This window comes from Porphyromonas somerae, assembly GCF_022845615.1.
GTDB classification, from domain to species: Bacteria; Bacteroidota; Bacteroidia; order Bacteroidales; family Porphyromonadaceae; genus Porphyromonas_A; species Porphyromonas_A somerae.
Genome location: NZ_AP025559.1, coordinates 792712 through 815208 on the forward strand (window position 1 = coordinate 792712; position 22497 = coordinate 815208).

The 22497-nt window shown below is 47.2% G+C and carries 16 protein-coding genes; 4 read left to right on the forward strand and 12 right to left on the reverse strand.

Translation table 11 applies throughout. From position 1 onward, the window contains the following. Nucleotides 1-92 precede the first annotated feature (92 nt). The 7 genes from mnmE to MWL85_RS03350 all read right to left on the reverse strand — a co-directional run bounded on the left by mnmE (nucleotide 93) and on the right by MWL85_RS03350 (nucleotide 9447). Nucleotides 93-1505 (reverse strand): tRNA uridine-5-carboxymethylaminomethyl(34) synthesis GTPase MnmE, encoded by a 1413-nt coding sequence (mnmE, locus tag MWL85_RS03315; RefSeq protein WP_244401410.1) that lies wholly within the window; start codon nucleotides 1503-1505, stop codon nucleotides 93-95. 147 nt (nucleotides 1506-1652) lie between these two features. Further along, nucleotides 1653-1907, reverse strand: coding sequence for a type B 50S ribosomal protein L31 (locus MWL85_RS03320; protein WP_244401411.1), 255 nt, complete (start codon nucleotides 1905-1907; stop codon nucleotides 1653-1655). 107 nt (nucleotides 1908-2014) lie between these two features. After that, nucleotides 2015-3055: a YqiA/YcfP family alpha/beta fold hydrolase gene (locus MWL85_RS11585; RefSeq protein ID WP_317221528.1), complete on the reverse strand. Its 1041-nt coding sequence runs from the start codon at nucleotides 3053-3055 to the stop codon at nucleotides 2015-2017. Nucleotides 3056-3205: 150 nt separating this feature from the next. After that, nucleotides 3206-6310, reverse strand: a complete 3105-nt coding sequence (locus MWL85_RS03335; RefSeq protein ID WP_244401412.1) for an efflux RND transporter permease subunit — start codon at nucleotides 6308-6310, stop codon at nucleotides 3206-3208. Nucleotides 6311-6314: 4 nt separating this feature from the next. Further along, the gene (locus MWL85_RS03340; RefSeq protein ID WP_244401413.1) at nucleotides 6315-7388 is read right to left on the reverse strand and encodes an efflux RND transporter periplasmic adaptor subunit; all 1074 of its coding nucleotides are present in this window, start codon (nucleotides 7386-7388) and stop codon (nucleotides 6315-6317) included. Between the two features lie 15 nt (nucleotides 7389-7403). Continuing rightward, nucleotides 7404-8774 (reverse strand): TolC family protein, encoded by a 1371-nt coding sequence (locus MWL85_RS03345; protein WP_244401414.1) that lies wholly within the window; start codon nucleotides 8772-8774, stop codon nucleotides 7404-7406. 103 nt (nucleotides 8775-8877) lie between these two features. Beyond that, nucleotides 8878-9447, reverse strand: coding sequence for a TetR/AcrR family transcriptional regulator (locus tag MWL85_RS03350; protein WP_244401415.1), 570 nt, complete (start codon nucleotides 9445-9447; stop codon nucleotides 8878-8880). 728 nt (nucleotides 9448-10175) lie between these two features. Between MWL85_RS03350 and MWL85_RS03355 the strand changes: the two genes are divergently transcribed. Beyond that, nucleotides 10176-11396, forward strand: coding sequence for an ROK family transcriptional regulator (locus tag MWL85_RS03355; RefSeq protein WP_244401416.1), 1221 nt, complete (start codon nucleotides 10176-10178; stop codon nucleotides 11394-11396). A gap of 84 nt (nucleotides 11397-11480) precedes the next feature. Here MWL85_RS03355 and MWL85_RS03360 read toward each other — a convergent pair whose 3' ends face one another. From MWL85_RS03360 to MWL85_RS03380, 5 genes are all read right to left on the reverse strand, one after another. Continuing rightward, the gene (locus MWL85_RS03360) at nucleotides 11481-12083 is read right to left on the reverse strand and encodes a thymidine kinase (RefSeq protein WP_244401417.1); all 603 of its coding nucleotides are present in this window, start codon (nucleotides 12081-12083) and stop codon (nucleotides 11481-11483) included. 11 nt (nucleotides 12084-12094) lie between these two features. After that, nucleotides 12095-14401, reverse strand: coding sequence for an ATP-dependent helicase (locus MWL85_RS03365; protein ID WP_244401418.1), 2307 nt, complete (start codon nucleotides 14399-14401; stop codon nucleotides 12095-12097). Then, a complete protein-coding gene (uvrA, locus tag MWL85_RS03370) occupies nucleotides 14394-17255 on the reverse strand; it encodes an excinuclease ABC subunit UvrA (protein ID WP_244401419.1) in 2862 nt (953 codons plus the stop codon). The genes MWL85_RS03365 and uvrA overlap by 8 nt, the downstream gene beginning before the upstream one ends. Before the next feature lie 743 nt (nucleotides 17256-17998). Beyond that, entirely contained in the window at nucleotides 17999-19645 is a 1647-nt protein-coding gene (locus tag MWL85_RS03375; protein ID WP_018028382.1) for a diphosphate--fructose-6-phosphate 1-phosphotransferase, read from the reverse strand. A gap of 31 nt (nucleotides 19646-19676) precedes the next feature. Then, nucleotides 19677-19934: a hypothetical protein gene (locus MWL85_RS03380; protein WP_018028383.1), complete on the reverse strand. Its 258-nt coding sequence runs from the start codon at nucleotides 19932-19934 to the stop codon at nucleotides 19677-19679. Between the two features lie 197 nt (nucleotides 19935-20131). Here MWL85_RS03380 and MWL85_RS03385 point away from each other — a divergent pair, with 197 nt between their 5' ends. The 3 genes from MWL85_RS03385 to MWL85_RS03395 are packed head-to-tail and all read left to right on the forward strand — an operon-like array spanning nucleotide 20132 to nucleotide 22434. Further along, a complete protein-coding gene (locus tag MWL85_RS03385) occupies nucleotides 20132-21034 on the forward strand; it encodes a DUF1731 domain-containing protein (protein ID WP_021903097.1) in 903 nt (300 codons plus the stop codon). After that, nucleotides 21024-21764: an SAM-dependent methyltransferase gene (locus tag MWL85_RS03390; RefSeq protein WP_244401420.1), complete on the forward strand. Its 741-nt coding sequence runs from the start codon at nucleotides 21024-21026 to the stop codon at nucleotides 21762-21764. Before MWL85_RS03385 ends, MWL85_RS03390 begins: the two co-directional genes overlap by 11 nt. Before the next feature lie 52 nt (nucleotides 21765-21816). Beyond that, nucleotides 21817-22434: an L-threonylcarbamoyladenylate synthase gene (locus MWL85_RS03395; protein ID WP_244401421.1), complete on the forward strand. Its 618-nt coding sequence runs from the start codon at nucleotides 21817-21819 to the stop codon at nucleotides 22432-22434. The last annotated feature ends 63 nt before the right edge of the window (nucleotides 22435-22497 follow it).

The following is a 22497-nucleotide window of genomic DNA, read 5'->3' on the forward strand; positions in this document are numbered from 1 at the left end:
ACTGAAAAGTTGACGAACGAGTGTTTTGGATAAAACAAAAGGCACTCAATTTGAGTGCCTTTGTGATGGTTTATTAGGATAGTAAGTAGTCCTTATTTGCCGATGCAGAAGTTGGCGAAGATGGAGGAGAGGAGGGTGTCGGTGGTGACTTCGCCGATGACGGTGCTGAGGGAGGTGGTAGCGGCACGTAGGTCTTGGGCAATCAGTTCGCCTGAGAGGTGGGCTTGGATGCCCTCTTCTACGGAGAGGAGGTGCTGAGCAGCCTCCCTAAGTGCTGTGGATTGTCGTAGGTTGATAGCCATTAATTGGTCGTCAGCCACTGCTAGGTCAGAGAAGTGGTGGTGAAGTAGTCCTTTTACCTGTTCTATGCCTTCGGTCTTCATGGCACAAATGGGTAGGGTGGTGTTGATCTCTTGCTCTGCTAGCCATCCTTTCAAGGCCTCAACCTGCTCCTTTGGGGCAATATCTATCTTATTGATGATGCCTACGATTTGCTGTTTAGAGGTTTTGGGTGCGATCCTATCTAGTACACTTTGCCATTCTACAGCCGTCTCAGTCGGATCAATCACCCAAAGGACTAGCTCCGTATTGGCGACCTTTTCAAGTGTCCTCTCAATCCCAATTTGCTCTATTGTGTCGGTCGTCTCTCGGAGTCCAGCCGTATCAACTAGCCGGAATTGTTGTCCTTTAATATATAGGGTGTCCTCAATAGTATCTCTTGTGGTGCCGTGAATGTTGGAGACAATGGCACGCTCTTCATTGAGAAGCCCATTAAGAAGCGTTGATTTGCCTGCGTTGGTAGCTCCAACGATAGCAATGGGAATACCATTTTTGATCACCTCACTAGTGGCGTAGCTTTCGGCTAGCGACGAGACACTTTTTCGGATCTCCTGGCACTGGGTCAGCAGTTCATCTCTCGGGACAAACTCAACATCTTCCTCCGAAAAGTCCAGCTCCAATTCAATGAGGGAGGCCAAACGAATGAGTGGCTCTCTTAGCTCTTCAATCTTTTTGCGAAAAAGACCTCGCATCTGAGTAATAGAAAGGCGGAGAGCTGCTCTATTGGTGCTAGCAATCACATCTGCTACAGCTTCGGCTTGAGAAAGGTCGAGCTTGCCATTGGAGAGCGCCCGACGGGTAAATTCGCCTGGCTCCGCCATCCTCGCTCCCGCTTGAATCAATAGATCCAAGAGTAATTGGGAGATCAGAGGGTTGCCATGATACGTTATCTCCACTTGATCTTCGCCTGTATACGAATGTGGAGCCCTCATTACTAGGATGATACAGTCATCTATCCTACTTCCATCCTTGGGGTCGTATAGCCAACCATACTGAGCAGAGTAGGGAGCTGCGGTGAGTAGTGAAGTATCTTTTTTCGTAGGCCTAAACAGGCTATTGACTATCTCAATTGCCTTTGTCCCTGATACCTTAATGGTACTCTGTGCTCCCATGCCGTGTGGTGTGGCTACTGCACAGATTGTATCCTCGAAGTTATTGTGCTCCATTGGCTTCTACATATAGCATAAAGAATCCATCCATGGCGTCCACCTTTCCTCTCGCGAGGTACCCCAAAACGCCAGGATGAATTCAAAAATGTTTCTTATCTGTCCGCTATAGCGGTTCCCTCCTCAAAAACTAGAAGGGCGGTAGAATCACTTCTTGTTGCGATTACCGTAACGGCTACGGAACTTATCTACACGTCCAGCAGTATCCACAAGAGTGGCTACACCAGTATAGAATGGGTGTGAGCTACTTGATACCTCGACTTTAATTAGTGGATAAGTCACACCGTCAATCTCAATTTCCTCACGTGCATTGGCACATGAGAGAGTGATGAATGTCTCGTCATTTGACATATCCTTAAATACTACCTTACGATAGTTCTCAGGATGAATACCCTTCTTCATTATTATCTTATGCTTTAATTAGTTTCTGACTAATATTCTCTATTGGATTGCAAAGGTACATATAATACCATACATTTCCAAATATTTTACGCTTGCACTTCTCTTTTTTATCTTTGTATGAGAATCTCTTGGATCAGCGGAATAATATTCTCTCTTATTCTGATCGGGTTATTTCGATGCTCTCCTGGTACTGCGAAGGCGTGCGAGGAATCGAATAACTGGTCAAAGAGGGAACGATAGGAAAATAGCTCATCATTTTCAGCAAAAAGAGCCCACGTGTTTTTTACTTCAAAGGGCGAGGGCGCCAATGACTCTTCCAAGTGAATATACTTATCTATCTCGGTTTGAGTGGCATTGCCGAATTCTGGCAAATATAATAACTCCGAGGGTTTCATGCAGGGGTTGATGACTATTCTAGGGCATCCCTTAATTCGTAGAGCGGTAAATCCTCCCATGCTAGAGCCGATGACTAAGTCAATTCCTTCATTATCCACCAGCATTTGTGCTTGATGGATATTTGCCAGCATATTTTCGAAGGAACTCAACTCATTGCTAAAGGCTGGAGCAAAAAGGGTAGCCCCCTCTCCTAGTTGCCTTTGAAGTTCGGTTGCTGTGGCACCAAAAGCCCCACCACTGTAGCCATGGATAAAGAGTATTCTCGGCTTTCTCATTTTCTTATATTGAGCATTTAAGTAACGGTACTCCTCCTCGTATTGCTGATGCTTCGTGAGATCTTTTTCGGTAGGGTTAGGAATTCGAGAAATATCTAAATTGTGCTCCAAGTCGTGGAGTTTCACAGCCGTTGCCACTGGGTGCTCTCCGATTGCTTTGATGTAGGTTTCTCTGGTGCCATACCGATGGCTGTTGAGCAGTTCGAGCACCGTCTTAAGCGTCTCCCGTGCTTCAGAAGGCAGTTTCTCGCCTGCAATCTCCTCAAGTCTCTGAAGAACCTCAGCAGTAGAGTGAGGCGTATCTTCACTCGCATCATGGAGGTATCCAGCTATCACCTCCAGCCAAGTCTCCCCCTTGCTTGCTACCATCTGAAGGTGCCCTTCAAAATAATCCTTCCCAGCCTTATCGCACTGACCCTTGTGGAGTTGCTCTGCCAAGCGTCTGGCACTCTGGATAAATAATGAGTAGTTAATCATATAAACTCTCTTTGGACCTAATAATACCAATGGCAAATATACCGATAATAACGCTTAACCGTTCTGCTGTTGCCTTGATAAAGTATAAGACAAAGGTGATAGAGAAGCCCTATTCCTCTGCCACCTTTGTCTTTTAATAAAGATGGGCAGTTACTCTCTCATCATCTTATCAATGTCTATCACCTCATGGTGCTTCTTCTGCCGAGCGTGGAACGCTTTGTAAAGGGCAGGTACTACGATGAGGGTGAGAAGGGTCGAAAGGGCCATTCCTCCGATGATTACCCAGGCCATGCCAGTTCGTAGCTCGGCACCTGCTCCAGTAGCTAGTGCTACGGGGAGCATTCCGATAATCGTGGATAGTGCCGTCATAAGAATTGGACGGGTGCGAAGCTTCACAGCACGTATCACTGCCACATCTACTGCTAGCCCTTCTGCCATTGCCTCATTGGCGAAGTCTACTAATAGAATTGCATTTTTGGCTACCAATCCTATCAGCATTACCATTCCGAGCATCGCATAGATACTCATAGCTGTATTGCTGAGTGCTAGAGCAAGTAAAGCACCTACTACAGATAAAGGAATGGAGATCATCACCACGAGTGGGTCGGTCCAGTTATTGTAGAGGAGTACGAGTGATAAATAGATCAGCAAGAGTGAAAGCAGAATGGCGGTTTGGAGCACACTCATAGAGTCCGACATCTTCTTCATATCCCCCGTAGCTTGTACCTCGACCCCTTGAGGCATCTCCGCCCGGTCCAGTGCCTTCATAAATTGCTTTGAGATGGCCCCCGGTGATACCCCGTATGCCTGAGCACGTAGCGTGACAGAGCTATTGCGATTGAAGCGCTCCAGACGGCTGGGTCCAATGCCGAGGTGTATATCGGCAAACTGTGCTAAACGGATCTGGTCGCCACGACCATTGGTCAGCATCAGATTGGAGACATCGTCAATAGATTGACGGGATGCTTTATCGGAGCGAATGTTGATAGCATACTCCTGCTCCCCTTGGGTGTATCTCAATTGGTCATTGCCTTGGAAATACATTTGCATCATCATACCTACGTTGTCGAGGGTGAGTCCGAGGTCGGCCATCTTGTCCCTTTGTACCTTTACCACCACTTCGGGTGTGGCGTTTTCTACCGAGAGGGTGGGCTGTACTACACCTGGGATGCTCCTCATTATATCAAGGGCTTTATCGGCATAGGTAGCTACCAAATCCTTGTCGGATCCTGAGATAATGTACTCCACCGCTGCCTTGGAGACGGTGCCAGTCATGCTCACGCTATAGATATTGACTCGGGCGTCCACTAAGTGGTCAGATAGCGGTTTTCGGATCCGCTGGATATAGGCTTCGGTTCCCTCTTTCTGCTTTTTGAGTTTTACATTGAGCTCAGCCAAATAAGGAGTTCCTTTATTGCTCTGTGAATTGTCGCTGGTTTGCCCTACCATAGTCACCACTTTCTCCACTTCAGGGCGTTTCATAAACCAGATTTCCGCCTTCCGAACCAATCGGTTGGACTCCTCCATGGAGATATCTTTGGGCATCTCTAGTTGCACAATGCACTCACCTCGGTCCATATAGGGCTGGAACTCAAAGTTCACAAAGCCCAATGGAAAGAGTAGTAGCACGGAGCCCATTACACAGAGTACAATTACTAAGAGGAGCCACCTATGCGAGAGTCCCCACTGGGCGATAGAGGAAATGTGAGTAGCAAACTTGTCGATGCCATTTTCAAAACCATTGAGTATCCGTCCGAATGGTTGCTCTTTATCCAGTTGCTTAATATTGCCAAAGCGAGAAGTAAGCAAAGGAACTAATGAAAGTGCGGCTAGTAGACTGAGGAGGATCGCAATAACGATGACCCCACAGAACTGTCGTAGAATATCGGAAACCAGTGTGTTTGTGAAGATGATAGGGAGAAAGACTGCCACCAGTACTAGGGTGACTGAAATAACGGTTAGCCCAATCTCGTTCATCGCATCAAAGGTGGCCTTGAAGCGATTTTTGCCCATCTCCATGTGTCGGTAGACGTTTTCAATCACCACAATAGCATCATCCACCAATACGCCGATCACGAGGGAGAGGGCTAGGAGCGACATCATATTGAGGGTAAAGCCAAATAGCTTCATTCCGATGAAGGAAGAGATGAGGGATACCGGCACTACCACCATCACGATGAGTGCATTCCGTACGTTGTGTAGGAAGAATAGAATCACAAGGGAAACCAGAAGCACTGCCAAAAGGAGGTCGGTGAGTACCGACTTGATGGCATTGCTGGTGAAGGTGGTGGTATCCTGTGCGACCTCTATTTGGAGTCCTTCGGTAGCATACTGGCTTTGAAGCCACTCTATCTGCTTATTGACCGCTTTACTTACTTCAATGGCATTGGCGTCGGACTGCTTTAGGATATTAATCAGAATAGCTTCTTGTCCGTTGACACGACCAATTTTTACAGGGTCTTTAGTGCCATCTGATACCTCTGCCACATCCTCCAAGCGAATCATGGCTCCATTGGCGGAGCGAATCACTATCTTACGTAGTTCATCAACCGAAGTGATCTTGCCCGATAACCGAACTGCCATCTGCGTGGAGGGGCTCTGTAGATATCCAGTAGGGAAGTCTAGGTTGGCACCTCGTATGGCACCTTGGACCATCATTGGGCTGATGCCGAGGTCGTGCATACGGTCTTGATTGAGATTGACCTGAATCTCGCGCTGTACACCACCCACAAGATCTACATTGGCCACTCCTCGGATATGAGAAAGGTCGGGGCGTACTCGTTTGTCCACCAAGTCAAATAGCTCTGTAGAGCCTATGTTGGCTTGTGCGGAGAGGATGAGGATTGGTTTTTCATCTACGGAGACTTTGGAGATTCGTGGGGAGAGGATATCACGTGGAAGCTCTGCCCGCTTGGCATTGAGACGATTTTGGGCTTCGGTCATTGCTTTATCAATGTCGGTGCCAAACTCAAAGGAGACCATAATCATCGACATTCCTTCAAAGGAGTAAGACTGTATATGGTCAATGCCCTCCATACTGGAGAGTGCCTCCTCGGATTTTTGAGTGAGGGAAAGCTCAACCTCGCTCGGAGAAGCCCCAGGGTATACGATCTGAACCGTGAGGATAGGTGGGGTGAACTTAGGCATCAGCTCCGCACTCAGGCTCTTGAAGCTCAGATATCCCAAAACGGCCAATAATATAAAAAGAACCGTAACGTATATGGGGCGTTTGATGGAAGTTTCAACTATTTTCATCGCCTTATTCGTTTAATGATTCTTTGATGCTTTTGACTGGGGCACCATCGGAGATGTTGATCAGTCCAGCTACTACTAGGCTATCGCCTTTTTGAAGCCCATCGAGGACCTCGATGTGATCTCCTACCGTGTTGCCGGCGGTGATGGCCTTTTGTAATGCCATACCGTTGCGTACAATGTAGACTTTTGCATCATTGATACTTCCGATGATGGCTTTACGAGGGATGAGTATGCCAGTTTGCTCCGACGCGCCACCGAAGGAGATGGAGAGGTACATTCCTGGGTGTAACCCTTCGGAGGTCTCTTTATCAAGTATCACATCTACGGGAAACGAAAGGGCTTGGTTGGCTTTGTCGCCGATCATGGAGATGTGTCCGGTGATCTCTCGGGTGGGGAAGAGCTCGCTCGTGAGGTGTATGCTCTGGCCTTTGGTGAGCTGAAGACGCTGTCGCTCGGTGACGTAACAAGAGACTTTGAGCTGGGAGTCGTCAACGATCTCAAAGAGCTTGGCCCCGGGATTGAGGAAGCTCCCTACCTCTACGTAGCTCTTGTAGACTTGGCCTGAGGTGGGGGCCACGACCGAAGCATCGGAAAGGCGGCGACGAGCAGCAGTGTAGCGCCCTTCGGCAGCGACCATCTGGGTATGCATAGCGGCTAATTGCTGGTCGGAAACCCCTCCTTGTGCGTGTGCATTTTCGAAGCGTTGGTAGTCTCGCTGAGCTGCCTCAAAGGCTACCTTAGCCGACTCTGCATCGGCGCCGAGGGTTTCGGCATCGATCTGCAGGAGCAATTGCCCCCTTGAAACTCTATCGCCTTCTTTCGCTCGAAGAGTAATAACACGTCCGCCTATGGCCGAGGTGAGGGTTTGGTCGTAAATACCACGCACTAGTCCGTTGGCGGTGAAGTCTAGGGAGTAGGGGCGTTCGTTGACGATTTCTGTGCGAACTGCCACGGCTGTTTGGTCGAGTAGGATACCCTCTGTCTTGGCTGCAGTACTTCTTTTATTGCCAATCAAGGTGAGCACGATGATCCCGATAACTACTATGATGACTATCGGGAGGAGAACTTTCTTTTTCATAAGAATATATATCGTTTAATGGTTGTTGGTGATCATTTCCATGACTTCGCCATTGACTTTCTTGAGGTCTATATAGGCTTGCATGTAGTCTCCTAAGGCGCTAGCATAGGAGAGCTGTGCCTGTATGAGCGATTGGGTAGCATTGAGCACATCGGAGAGGGAGGCAACGCCGGAGTCGAAGTTTTTCTGTGCCAGGTGGAATACCTCTTCGGCTAGGGCTTGGTTATCCTTTTGTAGGGCGATGGTACTCTTGGTGTCTTGTAGCTTGAGGAGGGCATTTTGGCGTGCCATCTGTAGCGATTGCCCTAGCATCCGTAGATCCTCCTGTGCTTTGAGGAGGTCTATGTGGCTCTCCTTTACCTTGGCACTTCTCGAGAGTCCGCTGAAGATGGGGATTTTGAGATTGAGCCCCACCATGGCGGTAGGGTAGCTATAGCTATTGGTGTTCTTGAAGAGTTGGTCGCTCATCCTATTATATTGTAGGTTGAATATCAGGGTGAGAGTAGGAAGATACTCGTACTTCTTGGCTCTATTTTGTAGTTGAGCCATCTTTTCGCGTGCTAGTAATTGTCGGTAGGCGACTTGCTGCATGAGGTTGAAGGGCCTGAAGGTATCGGCTTGGCTCTGACTGTCTACTAGTGAGAAGTCCATTGGCGGTAGCGAAATGGGTTGGTCGATATTCCATCCCATTTGTAACTTGAGTAGGTTTTTCTGTACCTCAAGGCCGCTTTCAATTGCCGCTTTTTGCGTCTTTAGGTTGGTGAGATTGACTCGTACTCGGTCTACGTCGATACGCTTGACGAGGCCGTTGGCGTAGTTGACCTCCATCATTTTCAGCATCTTCTCTACAAGGTCTACACTTCTCCCCATCTGCTGTGCTGCGTAGTCTGTTACCTGAATGCCGTAGAATAGAGTGGCGGTTTTGGCCACTACCTCTTCCTCTGTAGCTTCGGCACCAAGTGCAGCCATCTCTTGGGATACCTTGGCGATGTCGAGGGTGTTGAAGAGTGGCATATTGAGTATCTGCTGGCTAAGGGCTACCCCTGCATTAGCCGTGTACTTTGTGCCCATCTCCACGGTCATGTACTGCGATGCATTGGGGTCGCGCATCTTCTCTGGGAGCATATTATTCATGAAGTTGGGCATCACAAACTTTGCCTTTTTTAGGTTGTCATTGACGCCAGCAGAACCATTGATTTGCGGAAGAAGTGCTCCGAGCACCTCCTGACGAGCCAGCTTTGCCTTTTGCTGCTCGTAAGCAGACTTCTGGATGTCGCTATTGTGCTGGAGCGCATATTCCAGGCAGTCGGATAGCGTGTAGACCTCTTGGGCAGTGGCTTGTGTGGTCATCAGAAGTAGGGCGGTGTACACAATCCACTTTCTCATCTTGCCAATTGAGGCGAAGGTGTCTGTGAATCGACCACCATCAGCATAAATGTTTTTGGATAGATACATGGTTGTGTGTTATTATTGTGTTGGTTGTTAGTTTTTATTCTTTGAGGAGCGCCCTCAGATAATACTTTATAATGTTGGCAAAGTATTCTTCCGAATAGGGGAGGCGACTACTGGTGACGGAGTGGATGTAAAATCCAAATATGGAGTAGGCCATATACTCACAGACGAAAGAAATGTCGATATCTGGGCGATAAACCCCTTCCTGGATCCCTTGCTGGAGGTTATTGGCCATTTTCTCCCGGAATAAATTGGAGCCCATAATGTGTCCGAGCATCGCTTGGTTGGGGTTGCTTTGCATCAAGTCGGAGAAAAATACCGGATTGAGTTCGGTAAACAGGTTGTCTAGCTGATTAAAACAGCGTATGACGCTCTCTTTGGCACTTATATCGGGATTATCTAGATCTTTTAATGCGGTCTTGAAGTCTTCAGAGATCGCCTGGACGCACTCTTTAAGTAGTTCATCTTTAGAGCTGAAGTTATTGTACAGGGTTTTCTTGGTGATGCCCATCTTCGTCGCCATCTCATCTAGGGATAGTCTGAAGCCTTCTTGCTTGAGGATCTCTATTGCTTTTCCGATATATTGTTTTTTGCGGTCGGTACTCATATGGATAGTAGTTTTTAGTTTGACTCACTGTATCTTGGGACAAATATACACTTTTTCCACCACAATAGTGTAATTAGTGCATATTTATTTCTTTCTTGGCTCTAATATTTTTGTAATAGGCATATAATCAATTGGTTATAGGAGTGTTAAAATTAGGCTTTTGTTGGGTTTTGCGAAGAAAAAAGACGGGTATTATTGTTTTTCGCCATATTATTGCCGAAAAATGGTGCGGATAGGGATTATTTGGAGAATGTTGCACGAAGTGCCATTCTCGCACATTTGAATCAAATGCGCTGAGACTTTGAACGAAGGATGAGATGCAAGGCGCTGAGGGTGAGGGCGCTGGGAGCGTACTCACGTACGTGACCGAGCCCGAATCCCGAAAGCAACGCCGCAGATCGCCTTCGTGCAATAGTCTCATTTGGGGCGTTTGTAACCTATTGATAATGAGTGCTGTATTTTGGCGTTAGTTGAGTTGCAACTAAGCAATTGCTTTGTTGCATCTCGTCGTTTGCTTAGTTGCAACTCGCCGATTGCTTAGTTGCAACTCAACTTTTGGCCTGCTCAGCTCTTAGATTTTTGGGGAAGTTATCGGGGGATAGCTTCTATCTAATTTAAGTAAATAGGTGCTTTCTTATTTAGAAATTGGTAAGATTGAGGTGATAATTAGATTAGTTATGAAAATATTATATATATTTGTAGGTAGTAATAGTTGCATTATTAATATTATGACGGAGAACGAATTTAGATTATTATTTGATACCAATCCTAAGAATCTGCAGTATAAGCGACAGATTGTGGAGTATCTAGTGGATAATGGTCCTGAGACCTTGCCGGTATTGGCTCGCTTCTTGGGGGTGAGTGTGCCGACGATCAGTAAGATGGTGGGGGAGCTGGTGGATCATGGGCTCTTGCGTAATTTTGGTAAGCTGGAGGCCTCTACCGGTCGGCACCCCTTTCTATTTGGGCTGACCGATAAGGACTTTTACTTCCTAGGGGTGGACTTTTCTTCCGAGCATATTAGCTTTGTACTGATGGACTTCTCGGGTAATCAGGTGCACTCCCAGATGGATATCCCCTTTAGGTTTGCCAATACAAAGGAGTGCCTCAATACTATTTGCAATGAAGTCAATAATTATATGGATCACGAAATAGATGTGCCACGTCACTCTATTGTGAGCATCGGTATCAATATTTTGGGCCGTCTCAATCCACATACTGGCTATAGCTATACCTACTTCAATTTTGAAGGGACTCCTCTCGCCACCTATTTTACTAATACCTTCGGTATCCCTACATTTATCGATAACGACTCGCGTGCTGCTGCATACGGGGAGTACATGCTGCATTATCGGCAGAAGGGGGAGAATCTGCTCTTCGTGCATGCTACGTGGGGGCTTGGTCTAGGCATCATTATCAATGGTGAGCCCTATGCGGGAAAGTCGGGCTTTAGTGGAGAGTTTGGGCATACCCATTGCTATGAGAATGAAGTGATTTGCCATTGCGGGAAGAAGGGTTGCTTGGAGACTGAAGCCTCTGGACGTGCTATGCACCGTAAGTTTATTGAGCGTGTGAAGCAGGGTGACCGCTCTATCATCACAGATAGTGGAAAGAAGATTGAGGATATCACGCTGGATGACCTGATTGAGGCGACGCTGAAGGAGGATATGCTCTGTATTGAGATTCTGGAGGAGGTGGGTGAGCAGCTAGGCTTGCATTTGGCCAACCTCATCAATATCTTCAACCCTCATGTGGTGGTGATTGGTGGTCCGCTGGCACAGGTGGGTGACTACCTTATCCACCCCATCCAAAGTGCTATACGTAAGTATTCGCTCAACATGGTCAACCAAGATACCGAACTAAAGCAGTCTATCCTCCTCCGCTATGCTGGTGTGATGGGGGCTTGTATGCTAGCAAGGAAAAAGGCAATCGCCTCCCTCACTGATTGACATAGTCTTTTCCGTAAAATAAAGGTCGTTCAAAGCGTTGGCTCTGAACGACCTTTATTCTGTATGCTTAGATCTCTTGTTTATCTATTCGGCTATTTTCTTGATGCGGGCAAGATAGCAGGAGCGACAGAGGCAGGCGTATTCTTTCATAGCTCCAAGCACTACTACGCGGTCATCGTCGCCAAGGCGATAGGAGAAATTGGCTGGGGCGCCACAGTCCATACAGACCGCATGCACCTTCGTGACTCTATCAGCGATACTCATCAGAGCCGGCATAGGCCCGAAGGGACGACGCATAAAGTCCATATCCAGTCCTGACACGATCACCCGAATGCCATTATCCGACAATTTCTGACAAACGTCTATGATGCCGTTATCAATAAACTGAGCTTCATCTATGCCCACCACATCTGCGTCCTTAATCAGGTCTAGCATTTGTGCTGAGTTGGAAATAGGGATGCTTGGAATGGAGTTTTTGTCATGACTTACCACATTCGTGGCGTGGTAGCGAGTATCGGTAACTGGTTTGAACACCACCACCTTGAGTCGTGCGATCAGAGCCCTCTTGATACGTCGCATCAGCTCCTCCGTTTTGCCCGAAAACATTGAGCCGCAGATTACCTCAAGCACTCCTGTCCGCACCCCTTGTTGGTGATATCCTTCTGTGATTTGATCGTCTAGTGTCATATCTTATCAAGTTATTCTTTACGTAGTTTGGCAAATTTAAGAATCAATTGGCGAACTGAGTTATCCTCCAATCGCACACTCACTTTACTTCCCATAATTGAAGTCTCCACGAAACCTAGGATTTCACACCTTCCTAGATGATTGTGATAGACGATGTCCCCTTTCTTTAGGTCGGTATCGGCCGCCGTATCTGTCAGCACCTCATTATCTCTACCACTTGGACCATCACTACCTACCTGCCGACTATGCTTGATGCGCGTCATCCGCTTTGGAGCAGAGGGAGTGGGGGGAAGGTCACGATGCAATTGCTGTAGCTTTTCAATGGCTTTCTCCATAATACCACCCGAAACGATTCCAGAGTTATCCTTCACATACTTCGGGTCTAGCTCTCTCAGAAACCGACTTGGCATGGCCATATTAGTTTGCCCATTTACCATCCTCTCCCTTGCATAGCTCAGGGTACAGTGTTCTTTCGCACGTGTAATTGCCACGTAGAGTAGGCGACGCTCCTCCTCAATATCAGCTATACCAGTGCTTCTATTACTTGGAATTATACCCTCCTCTAGTCCCACACAAAATATATGGTCAAATTCAAGGCCTTTGGAGGCGTGCATGGTCATCAGAGTCACCTTTGGGGTGTCGTCGTCTTCAGTATCTTGGTCGGTATAAAGCGTCATCTCCCTTACAAAGTCCTCAAGAGAGGGCTCTTCTTCGCCTTGCTCCAGTTTTCTTCGGGTGATAAAATCATCTAGGGCACTCACCAGCTCCGCAATGTTGTCCATTCTCGACTGCCCCTCAACGCTCCCATCATTGTACATCCCCTTTAGCCCTGTTAGTTCAATTACCTTCTGGAGATAGGGGATCGGGGCTAGATCATCAGCTAGACTTGTAATCACCTCTATCAGCTCCACGAAAGCACTTAGCTTGCTGATCCCTGCACCTCGCACCACACCTGAGAGTTGCTCTGGACTTTTGGCGGTGCTCATTAGAGACAACCCCTTTTCATTGGCCACTTTAGCTATGCCTTCAAAGGTCACCGCCCCGATTCCTCTTGCTGGCACATTGTAGACCCTTCGGAAGGCTTCGTCGTCGTCCGGGTTGATTACTAACCTTAGATAAGCGAGTAAATCCTTCACCTCCTTTCTATCAAAAAAGGAGAGCCCACCATAGATGCGGGTGGGGATACTAAACATCTTGAGGTACTGCTCTAGTAATCGACTCTGTGCATTGGTGCGATACAGAATGGCAATATCCTCAGGGTTAGTATCTGAATGGATGAGTTGATTGACTTGTGCTGCCACCTGCTGAGCCTCCATAGGTGCACTAAACGACTCAAAAAGCAGTGATTTCTCACCTTTACCAGCTACCGCCTCCACCACTTTGGGGATCCGCTTCTCATTTTTAGCGATCAAGCCATTAGCTAGCTCCACGATATTACCAGTAGAGCGGTAATTCTTGGTGAGCTTAAATAGCTTAGCCCCTGGGAAGGTAGTTTGGAAGTTGATGATATTATCAATCACTGCCCCTCTGAATGAGTAAATACTCTGAGCATCATCACCCACTACCATCAGCTCCGTAGAAGGTCCTTTGAGTTGCTGTACAATCTTGTGCTGGACCCTATTCGTATCTTGGTACTCATCGATGAGAATATACTTAAACCGCTCATGAAATGACACTTTCACATCTTCATGTTGTTGCAACAATCGAAGCATATTCAGCAGAAGGTCATCAAAGTCCATTGCATTAGCTCGTTGGCACCTCGCCTCGTACTCCCGATATATTTTGGGCAATGCGGGTACGCTTTTTCGGAGGTCATGCCTATGGGTTACCATCTCATCTGCTAGGTCTCTAGGCGAAAGCCCACTATTTTTAGCATTAGAGATCTCCGCCTGAATGTAGCTGGGCTTGTACATCTTTTCATCTAGTTGGAGCTCTTTCACGATCATCTTCACCAAAGACTTAGAGTCGGTGGTATCATAGATTGTATACGAATGATTGTACCCTAAGCGATCGGCATAGCTCCTCAAAAAACGAGCAAATACCGAGTGAAACGTCCCCATAGTGATCAATCCCGCTATCGGGCCTCCCACCAGTGTACCGATACGCTCTCGCATCTCCCGAGCTGCTTTATTGGTAAAGGTAAGTGCTAATATCTGGAACGGAGCCACCCCTTCGGTAAGGAGGTAGGCGATCTTTGTGGTGAGCACCCTCGTTTTGCCTGACCCAGCACCTGCCAGTATCAAGCTATCAGAGCCGCTATGGACTACCGCCTCCTTTTGCTCAGGATTGAGCTCCTTAAGTAGTTCTTCTCTATTCATTTTGCTTTAATTCATCCCTTAAGAAAGGAGTGGTATACCCCTTATCTTGTGCGATCATCTCTTCTGGAGTTCCTTCAAAAACAATGCGACCTCCCTTTTCGCCTCCCTCAGGACCTATCTCAATGATATGATCCGCCACTTTGATGACATCTAGATTGTGCTCAATGATCACTACCGTATTGCCTTTGTCTACCAATTTCTGAAGAATATTCATCAGTACCCGGATATCCTCAAAATGAAGTCCTGTAGTGGGTTCATCGAGGAAGTAAACCGTCTTCCCCGTATCCCGCTTCATCAATTCTGTGGCGAGCTTTACCCGCTGTGCCTCCCCACCAGATAGCGTATTGCTCGACTGTCCTAGCTTGATATAGCCCAGCCCCACATCTTGCAGAGCCTTTATCTTCCGTAGGATATTTGGCTGGGTGTCGAAAAACTCTACCGCCATATTCACTGTCATATCCAGTACATCGGCGATTGATTTTCCTTTGTACCTCACCTCCAACGTCTCCCGATTATAGCGACGCCCTTTACACGTCTCGCACGGCACATAGACATCGGGTAGGAAGTTCATCTCAATCTTTTTATAACCATTGCCTTTGCAGGTCTCACATCGTCCACCCTTCACATTAAACGAGAAACGCCCTGGCTTATAGGCACGAATCTTGCTCTCCGGCATCTCCACAAAGAGATTGCGGATATCTGTAAACACCCCCGTATAGGTCGCAGGATTGCTTCGTGGCATCTTTCCAATGGGTGATTGATCTACCTGCACCACCTTATCCACCTCTTCAATCCCCTCAATTGTTTTATAGGGTAGGGGTTCCTCCAAAGAGCGATAAAAGTGCTTGGAGAGGGCTGGGTAAAGGGTGTCATTGATGTAGGTTGACTTCCCGCTCCCCGATACCCCCGTCACCAGTACTAGCTTTCCTAATGGAATCTCTAGCGTATCCCCTTTGAGATTATTCCCAGTGGCGCCAATCAATCGGAGCGAACTTCCTTTCCCCTTTCTCCGACTAGTGGGTACCTCAATAGCTTTGGTGCCATTAAGATACTGTGCTGTTAACGTATCCGCCGAGAGCATCTCCTTTGGCGTGCCACTATAGATTACCTTTCCACCCTTGCGTCCAGCTCCAGGACCCATATCTACGATGTAGTCCGCTGCCAGCATCATATCCTTATCGTGCTCTACCACGATCAGCGAATTGCCTTGATCCCGAAGTCGTTTTAGTGATTCTATCAGCCTTGTATTATCTCTCTGGTGCAGACCGATGCTCGGCTCATCTAGAATATAAAGCACATTCACCAGCTTACTTCCTAGCTGTGTAGCCAGCCTAATTCTCTGCATCTCTCCGCCCGAAAGCGAACCAGTAGTGCGATTAAGCGTGAGATAGTCCAACCCCATCTCCAGTAAAAACTCCAGACGGTTCACAATCTCCTTGATAATCTCCTTCGCCACCACCTTCTTCCGCTTCTCAATCTTGTCGGAGACCCCCGTGATCCACTCTAGCAGCTTAGGAAGCGACCAATTACAAACCTCAGAAATATCGTGCCCATCAATCTTAAAAGAGAGTGCTACCTTATTAAGTCGCTTACCTCCGCAAGATGGACAACACTTGTAAGTACTAAACTGATTGGCCCACTTACGTATTTTGCTCGATTCCTCCTCGTCTGCTAAAGCCCTGAGATAGGCAATCAGCCCATCATACGAAAAGAGACGCTCCACCTTACCTGTTGCCTCCACTTTGTGCTTGAGAGGATAGTCTACACCATTCATAATATCATCCATCAGCTCCTCTGGAAACTCCTTAATCGGGTCATTGATGGTGAAACCGTGGTGCTCAGTGATCGCCTCTAGTTGCTTAAATATCATATTGGGCTTAAAGTTGCCCAATGGAGCCAGTCCTCCCTGACGAATGGTTCGAGAGGGGTCGGGGATGATCTTGCTCATATCAGGAGCCGGAACCTCCCCAATGCCCTTACACTTGGGGCAAGCTCCCTGGGGTGAGTTAAAGGAAAAGGTATGTGGTGCTGGCTCTTCAAAGCTTTCGCCCGTCTCGGCATCCATCAATTGCTTACTGTAAAATAGGGGCTCCTCTGTAGATTGATACTTCTGAACCATCACGACGCCTTTTCCAAGATGAAGTGCCACTCGAAGTGCCTCCTTTAACCGAGAAAGCGACTCTTCATTCTCTTGTAGAGCCAACTTATCAATAAGCACCTCTACCCTATGGTTTTGGTATCGTGCTAATGCCAGTCCAGGTTTCAGCTCCAGCATCTCTCCATCGGCACGAACATAGAGATAGCCCTTTCGTCGCATACTCTCTAGAAGCTCCCGGTAGTGCCCTTTTCGATCCCGCACTATCGGGGCAAATATTTGGATGCGTTGGTTGTTGAAGTCCCTACATACCATAGCGAAGATTTGCTCCTCATTGTGGCTGACCATCGCCTTGCCCCCTTTGCTATAAGCGGTAGCGGTGCGTGCATAGAGCAGTCGCAAAAAGTCATAGATTTCTGTCGTGGTGCCTATGGTACTCCTTGGGTTCTTGACAGTGGTCTTTTGCTCGATGGAGATAACAGGCGAGAGCCCAATGATTTGGTCTACGTCTGGACGTTCGAGATTACCGAGGAAGCCTCTTGCGTATGCCGAAAAGGTCTCAATATAACGTCTATTCCCCTCCGCATATATGGTGTCAAAAGCAAGCGACGACTTTCCACTACCACTCAAGCCTGTGACTACGGCAAGTGAATGGCGAGGAATCTCTACATCTATATCTTTGAGATTGTGTTCGCGAGCCCCCAGCACCACCAATTGTTGCTCTTGTGACTGGCTATTTATATTATTATTCTTGTCCATTTTTACTACCCTATATGACTTGCAAACTTAACCATTTTATTTGAGGTGTTCATCTAAAATAATAGATGGGGTCAGCAGATTCTCCTTGCGGGTTAGCCCCCTTGTCAAGAACAAGACAATTACATGGGTAGATCGCCATCTCTATGTGCCTCCATAAAACCTCCATGCTGGTAGGGAAAAGTTGAGATGCAACTAAGCAATCGGCGAGTTGCAACTAAGCATTTGCCGAGTTGCATCTCGCCGATTGCTTAGTTGCATCTCGGTTGACGCTAATATATAGTGTTGAATTTCAATTGATTGTAAAAGGAGTCTCAAAGACCCTTTTTTAGCCTGATTCTTCATCTTATTTTGCAGCTTGAAATTCTGAAAAGTAGGGTGCCTCGTGTGGGGGTAAAGTATATGATTACAATGCCACAGTTGCTGAAATGCGAAGAGGCATATTACCTTCCTTGAGACTGTTGCACGAAGGCGATCTGCGGCATTGCTATCGGAATTCGGGTTCGGTCACGTACGTGAGTACGCTCCCTTCACCCTCATCCTCAGCGCCTTTTTGAGTACCTTGGCAGCCTAGCGGCTGCCTTGCATCTCATCCTTCGTGCAAAGTCTCGGCACATTTGAAGCAAATGTGCGAGAATGGCACTTCGTGCAACATTCTCTTCCTTCATTTTGACCCGATCATAAAAATAGAGGAGCAAAGGGAGTTCATTATCTCCCTTTGCTCCTCTAAATATGCTTGTTAAGTCTTACTCTTGCTCTAGGCGAAGAGTCTCAGTTGTCTGGTCACAAACCTCGCTAGGTCCAAAATATTGGATCGGTCCTGGATAAACAAAGCAGGTCTCGTGAGCCCACTTATCACGATACTGTTCAAAGGTCTTGAAAGGCTTGCCCTCAAGTTCTACCAGTGCCTTGCGAATAACAGGTTTCATAGAACCGTGGCGGCGCTCCATATTCATCATCATAGTGATAGGAATACCACCAGCTTTCCACTCTGCTGCAGGGCGAGTAGTATTGCGGATAGAGCTCATATAGCCCGTCTTGCCTGCTGCAATCAATTGAGCTGCATTGTAGCCAAGGCTATAGCAGTAGTCGGCATCAAAGTTGGATGGAGCAGCACAACGACCTTCGTACCCGAAGAAGTGACGCTGGATGCTAAATTTACCTACATACTTACCCTCTGCCTTCCACTCTTTGAGCTTCTCCTTAACCATTTCGGCAAGGAGCTTCTCAGTCTCGATCAGCGATACCTGCACATTGCCGTGAGGGTCACGGTCTAGAGTGAGCTGGCGTGCCACATCCTCTGGCAGTGACTTGAAGACCTTGCTATTCTCTGCAGAAAGACGGTCTATCACAAACTCTCTCTGAGCCTCCTTATTTAGCTTGGCAAATGCATCGCCCTCATGGGCTAATAGATCATTGAGCTCGGCAATGAGGGCATTCATTGCTGGGATAAACTCGATCAAACCCTCAGGAATCAATACGGTACCGAAGTTAAGGCCTTCTTTCGCTCTATCAGCCACGATCTGAGCAATGTATGTGACGATATCATCAAGACTTTGTTCCTTTGCCAGTACCTCCTCAGAGACGATGCAGATATTAGGCTGGGTTTGAAGAGCACACTCCAAAGCAATATGCGAAGCGGAGCGACCCATCAACTTGATGAAGTGCCAATACTTACGTGCAGAGTTGCAGTCTCTCTGGATATTGCCAATCAATTCAGAGTAGACCTTAGTGGCGGTATCAAAACCAAAGGAGCTCTCAATCTGCTCATTCTTAAGGTCGCCATCAATAGTCTTTGGGCAACCCAATACCTGAACACCAGCATTGATCTTCTTGTAGTACTCTGCCAAAACGCATGCATTGGTGTTGGAGTCGTCACCACCGATAATGACGAGTGCCTGGATATCTAGCTTACGAAGGATGATTAGACCCTTATCAAACTGCTCCTCAGTCTCAAGCTTGGTACGACCAGAGCCGATGATATCAAAACCACCAGTATTGCGGTACTCATCCATAATTTCGCTGGTGATCTCCATATACTTATGGTCGATAAGTCCGGCAGGACCCATTAAGAATCCATAGAGCCGGCTATCCTTATTTATCTTCTTGATGCCGTCAAAGATACCTGCAATCACATTGTGTCCGCCAGGAGCTTGACCCCCTGATAGGATCACGCCGACGTTGATTGGCTTGGTATGCAATGGTGCATCTCCCTTTTCAAATGCAATCGTAGGAAGTCCGTAGGTGTTTGGGAAGAGTTGCTTAATCTCTTCTTGGTCATCTACTGAGTGGGTAGGATTACCCTCTACTACCTTTACATTGCCCTTTAGTGCATTGGGAAGTTTAGGCTCATATTTTGAGCGAGCCTTTTGAAGTGGACTAATTGTTCTCATCTTTCTTATCTAAATTATATAGTTGAATAACCTATCTATCTCTATGAAAGTCGAAGCGCTTTGGCTCTCTATCTCTGCTTCGACTGCCTGGGCGTTTTTGGTCATTGGTACGGACAAATATCAGCATCAATGCTAGATTAACCACCAAAATCAAGGTGCAACCCCCAAAGAGTAGCCCCTTGGCGCCTGGTAGTAGTACAAAGAAGAGTATACTACCTATCAGACACAATACAATCAGCACAAGAAGTGTCCGCTTAAAACCTTTCCAAAATCCAGCAGATGGTGCCATAACCTTACTTATAAACTATTTTAATTATCGGCTTACTTTACAAAGATACTCATTTATCGCCAATAAACCGCTATTTAATAGGTAATTTAGGGCCTTTATAAAGAGACGTTTTTGTGGTGGTTGCTACTTTTTTGTATCTTTGAAGAAGAGGTATGGGAGTGATGAAATATACTATAATATAGGAGTGCGAGAAGAAGATGGAACGGATTTTGGTAACAGGTGGTGAGGAGCTATTGGCTCGACACTTTGAGAGGATGTATCGTGGGGTTTATGATGTACGACTACTTTGTCGGCGTCCTTCAAGAGCTGGTGAGTTTTATTGGAATCCTCTACGTGACGAGCTAGACCCGGCCGCTTTAGAGGGGGTGAATCATATAGTACATACGGCTGGTATAGCTGGCGTGGGAAGTCGCCTAGACCTTAGAGGTAGGGATCGCTTGTGGCGTGAGCGTGTGGGAGGTGCCGCTTTGATCGGGCGTCATCTATTGGCTAGTGGTGCTCAGCTTGAGAGCTTCGTAAACGTTTCTTCTACAGCTATATATGGAAGTGGACTAGACCCATACATTCACACTGAAGCATCACCTGTCGGGAGTGGTTTCCTTGCCGGTCTCTATGTAGGTGGTGAGGAGGAAGCGTATCTACTTGAGGCCGAAGCATTGGCTAAGAGGTGGGTATCGCTTAGAATGGGGGAGGTGCTTTGTGGTTATGGCGGAGTTCTACCATATATGGCCGTTGGTGGTAATTATGGACTTGCCCTACTGTGTGGCATAGGTCAACAGCTAGTGCCTTGGGTGCATGTGAGTGATGCCATGAGGTCTATTTGGCTAGCTATTGAAAACCGTGAGATGCGTGGGGTGTACAATGTCGTTGCTCCAGAATGGGTTAGTTATCGGGAGATAGCTACACTATCGGCTCAGATGAAGAGTGGACGCTCACTCCCTCTACCTATCCCTCGTGGTGTGTGGCGTGCTGCTGTCGGGGCTTGGGGCGGTCCACTGATGCATAGCCAGAGGGTCGCTTCTGAGCGGATTGAGGAGCTGGGTTTTGACTACTTATATCCAGATATTTCTAGAGCATTGCAACATATTTATGGGGAATAATGAAGGATTGGGAAAGCTTTACCTAATCCCCATAGAGCTGGGTAATGTGGAGGTAGAGCAGTATCAACCACAGCGGATATTGGAACTCCTTGGGCGACTTCGCTATTATGTGGTGGAAAATGCTCGGACCGCTCGGAGATATTTGTCCCGGTCGGTGCCAGGGCTGGATATTTCCTCTTTGACAATCTATGAGCTAGATAAGCATCAAGGGTATTCCTATCCTCGGGAGGAGGTTATGGAACTACTTCGTCAAGGTGAAGATGTGGGAGTGATGAGTGAGGCAGGTTGCCCTGGGGTAGCCGACCCTGGTCACCGTGTCGTGATTGATTGCCACCGTGCTGGTATGCGAGTGGTTCCCTTGGTAGGGCCTTCGTCTATCTTACTTTCTCTAATGGCTTCTGGATTTAATGGTCAATATTTTACCTTTTATGGTTATCTCCCACATGACCGTGCCTCACGGCGTCAGCAGCTACTAGAGTGCCAACGTCGTGTGCTGGATAAGGGAGAAACACAGATATTTATTGAAGCACCTTATCGTAATGACCAATTGATAAGAGAGCTGTGTGACCTTCTCTCCCCAGCGCTGTACCTTTCTGTAGCAGTGGACTTGACTACAAGTGAGGAGGAAATCACCACTCTGCCTCTTTCTCTTTGGTCAAAGCATCTAAAGGGAGGTCTTTCGTACCACAAGCGCCCTGCAATCTTTTTGCTTGGTAGAGGAGACGACTAGTCAACTCATCTTATTAGCAGCTTTTATTTATGGGATTATATTGTAAGAAGAGATGATGATTAAGGTGTATGATGATTCTGCAACACCAGAGAGGGTGCTTGCAACGCTATCTGAGGCTTTGGGGCGTGGAGAGCTTTTGATTCTTCCTACCGACACTCGATACAGCTTGTGTGGTGACGCACTCAATCAGGTGTGTGTGAAGGAATTAGCCAGAATAAAGGGAGTTGAAGTAGAGCGTACTACCTTTTCACTCCTCTTGAGCAACCTCTCACAGGTTAGTGAATATGCTCGTATGGATGACTCAGCTTTTCGACTCATGCGTCGCAATTGTCCAGGTCCCTTTACCTTTGTTTTACCAGCGGGTCACAACCTTCCACGGCTATATCGTGGGCGTAAGGAGGTAGGGATTCGTATACCTAGACATTGTTTTGTGAGAGAGCTTGTCGACTATTTTGGTCATCCCTTAACTGGTTTTTCACTGCCTTTAGATCGAGATAGTACTGATGATGAAGCTTATGGCTATGACCCAAGTCTGATGGAAGAGCAGTGGGGAAATGAGGTGGCTTATGTAGTAGATGGAGGAATAGGGCAACTTGTAGATAGCACTGTAGTCTCTTGCCTTCAAGAACCATTTGAAGTGATAAGAGAGGGAGTAGAAGTGCTTAAATAATATAGAATATGACTTAATTAAGGCATAAAATAGATTAAAACGGCGCCCTTCCTAAAAATATTC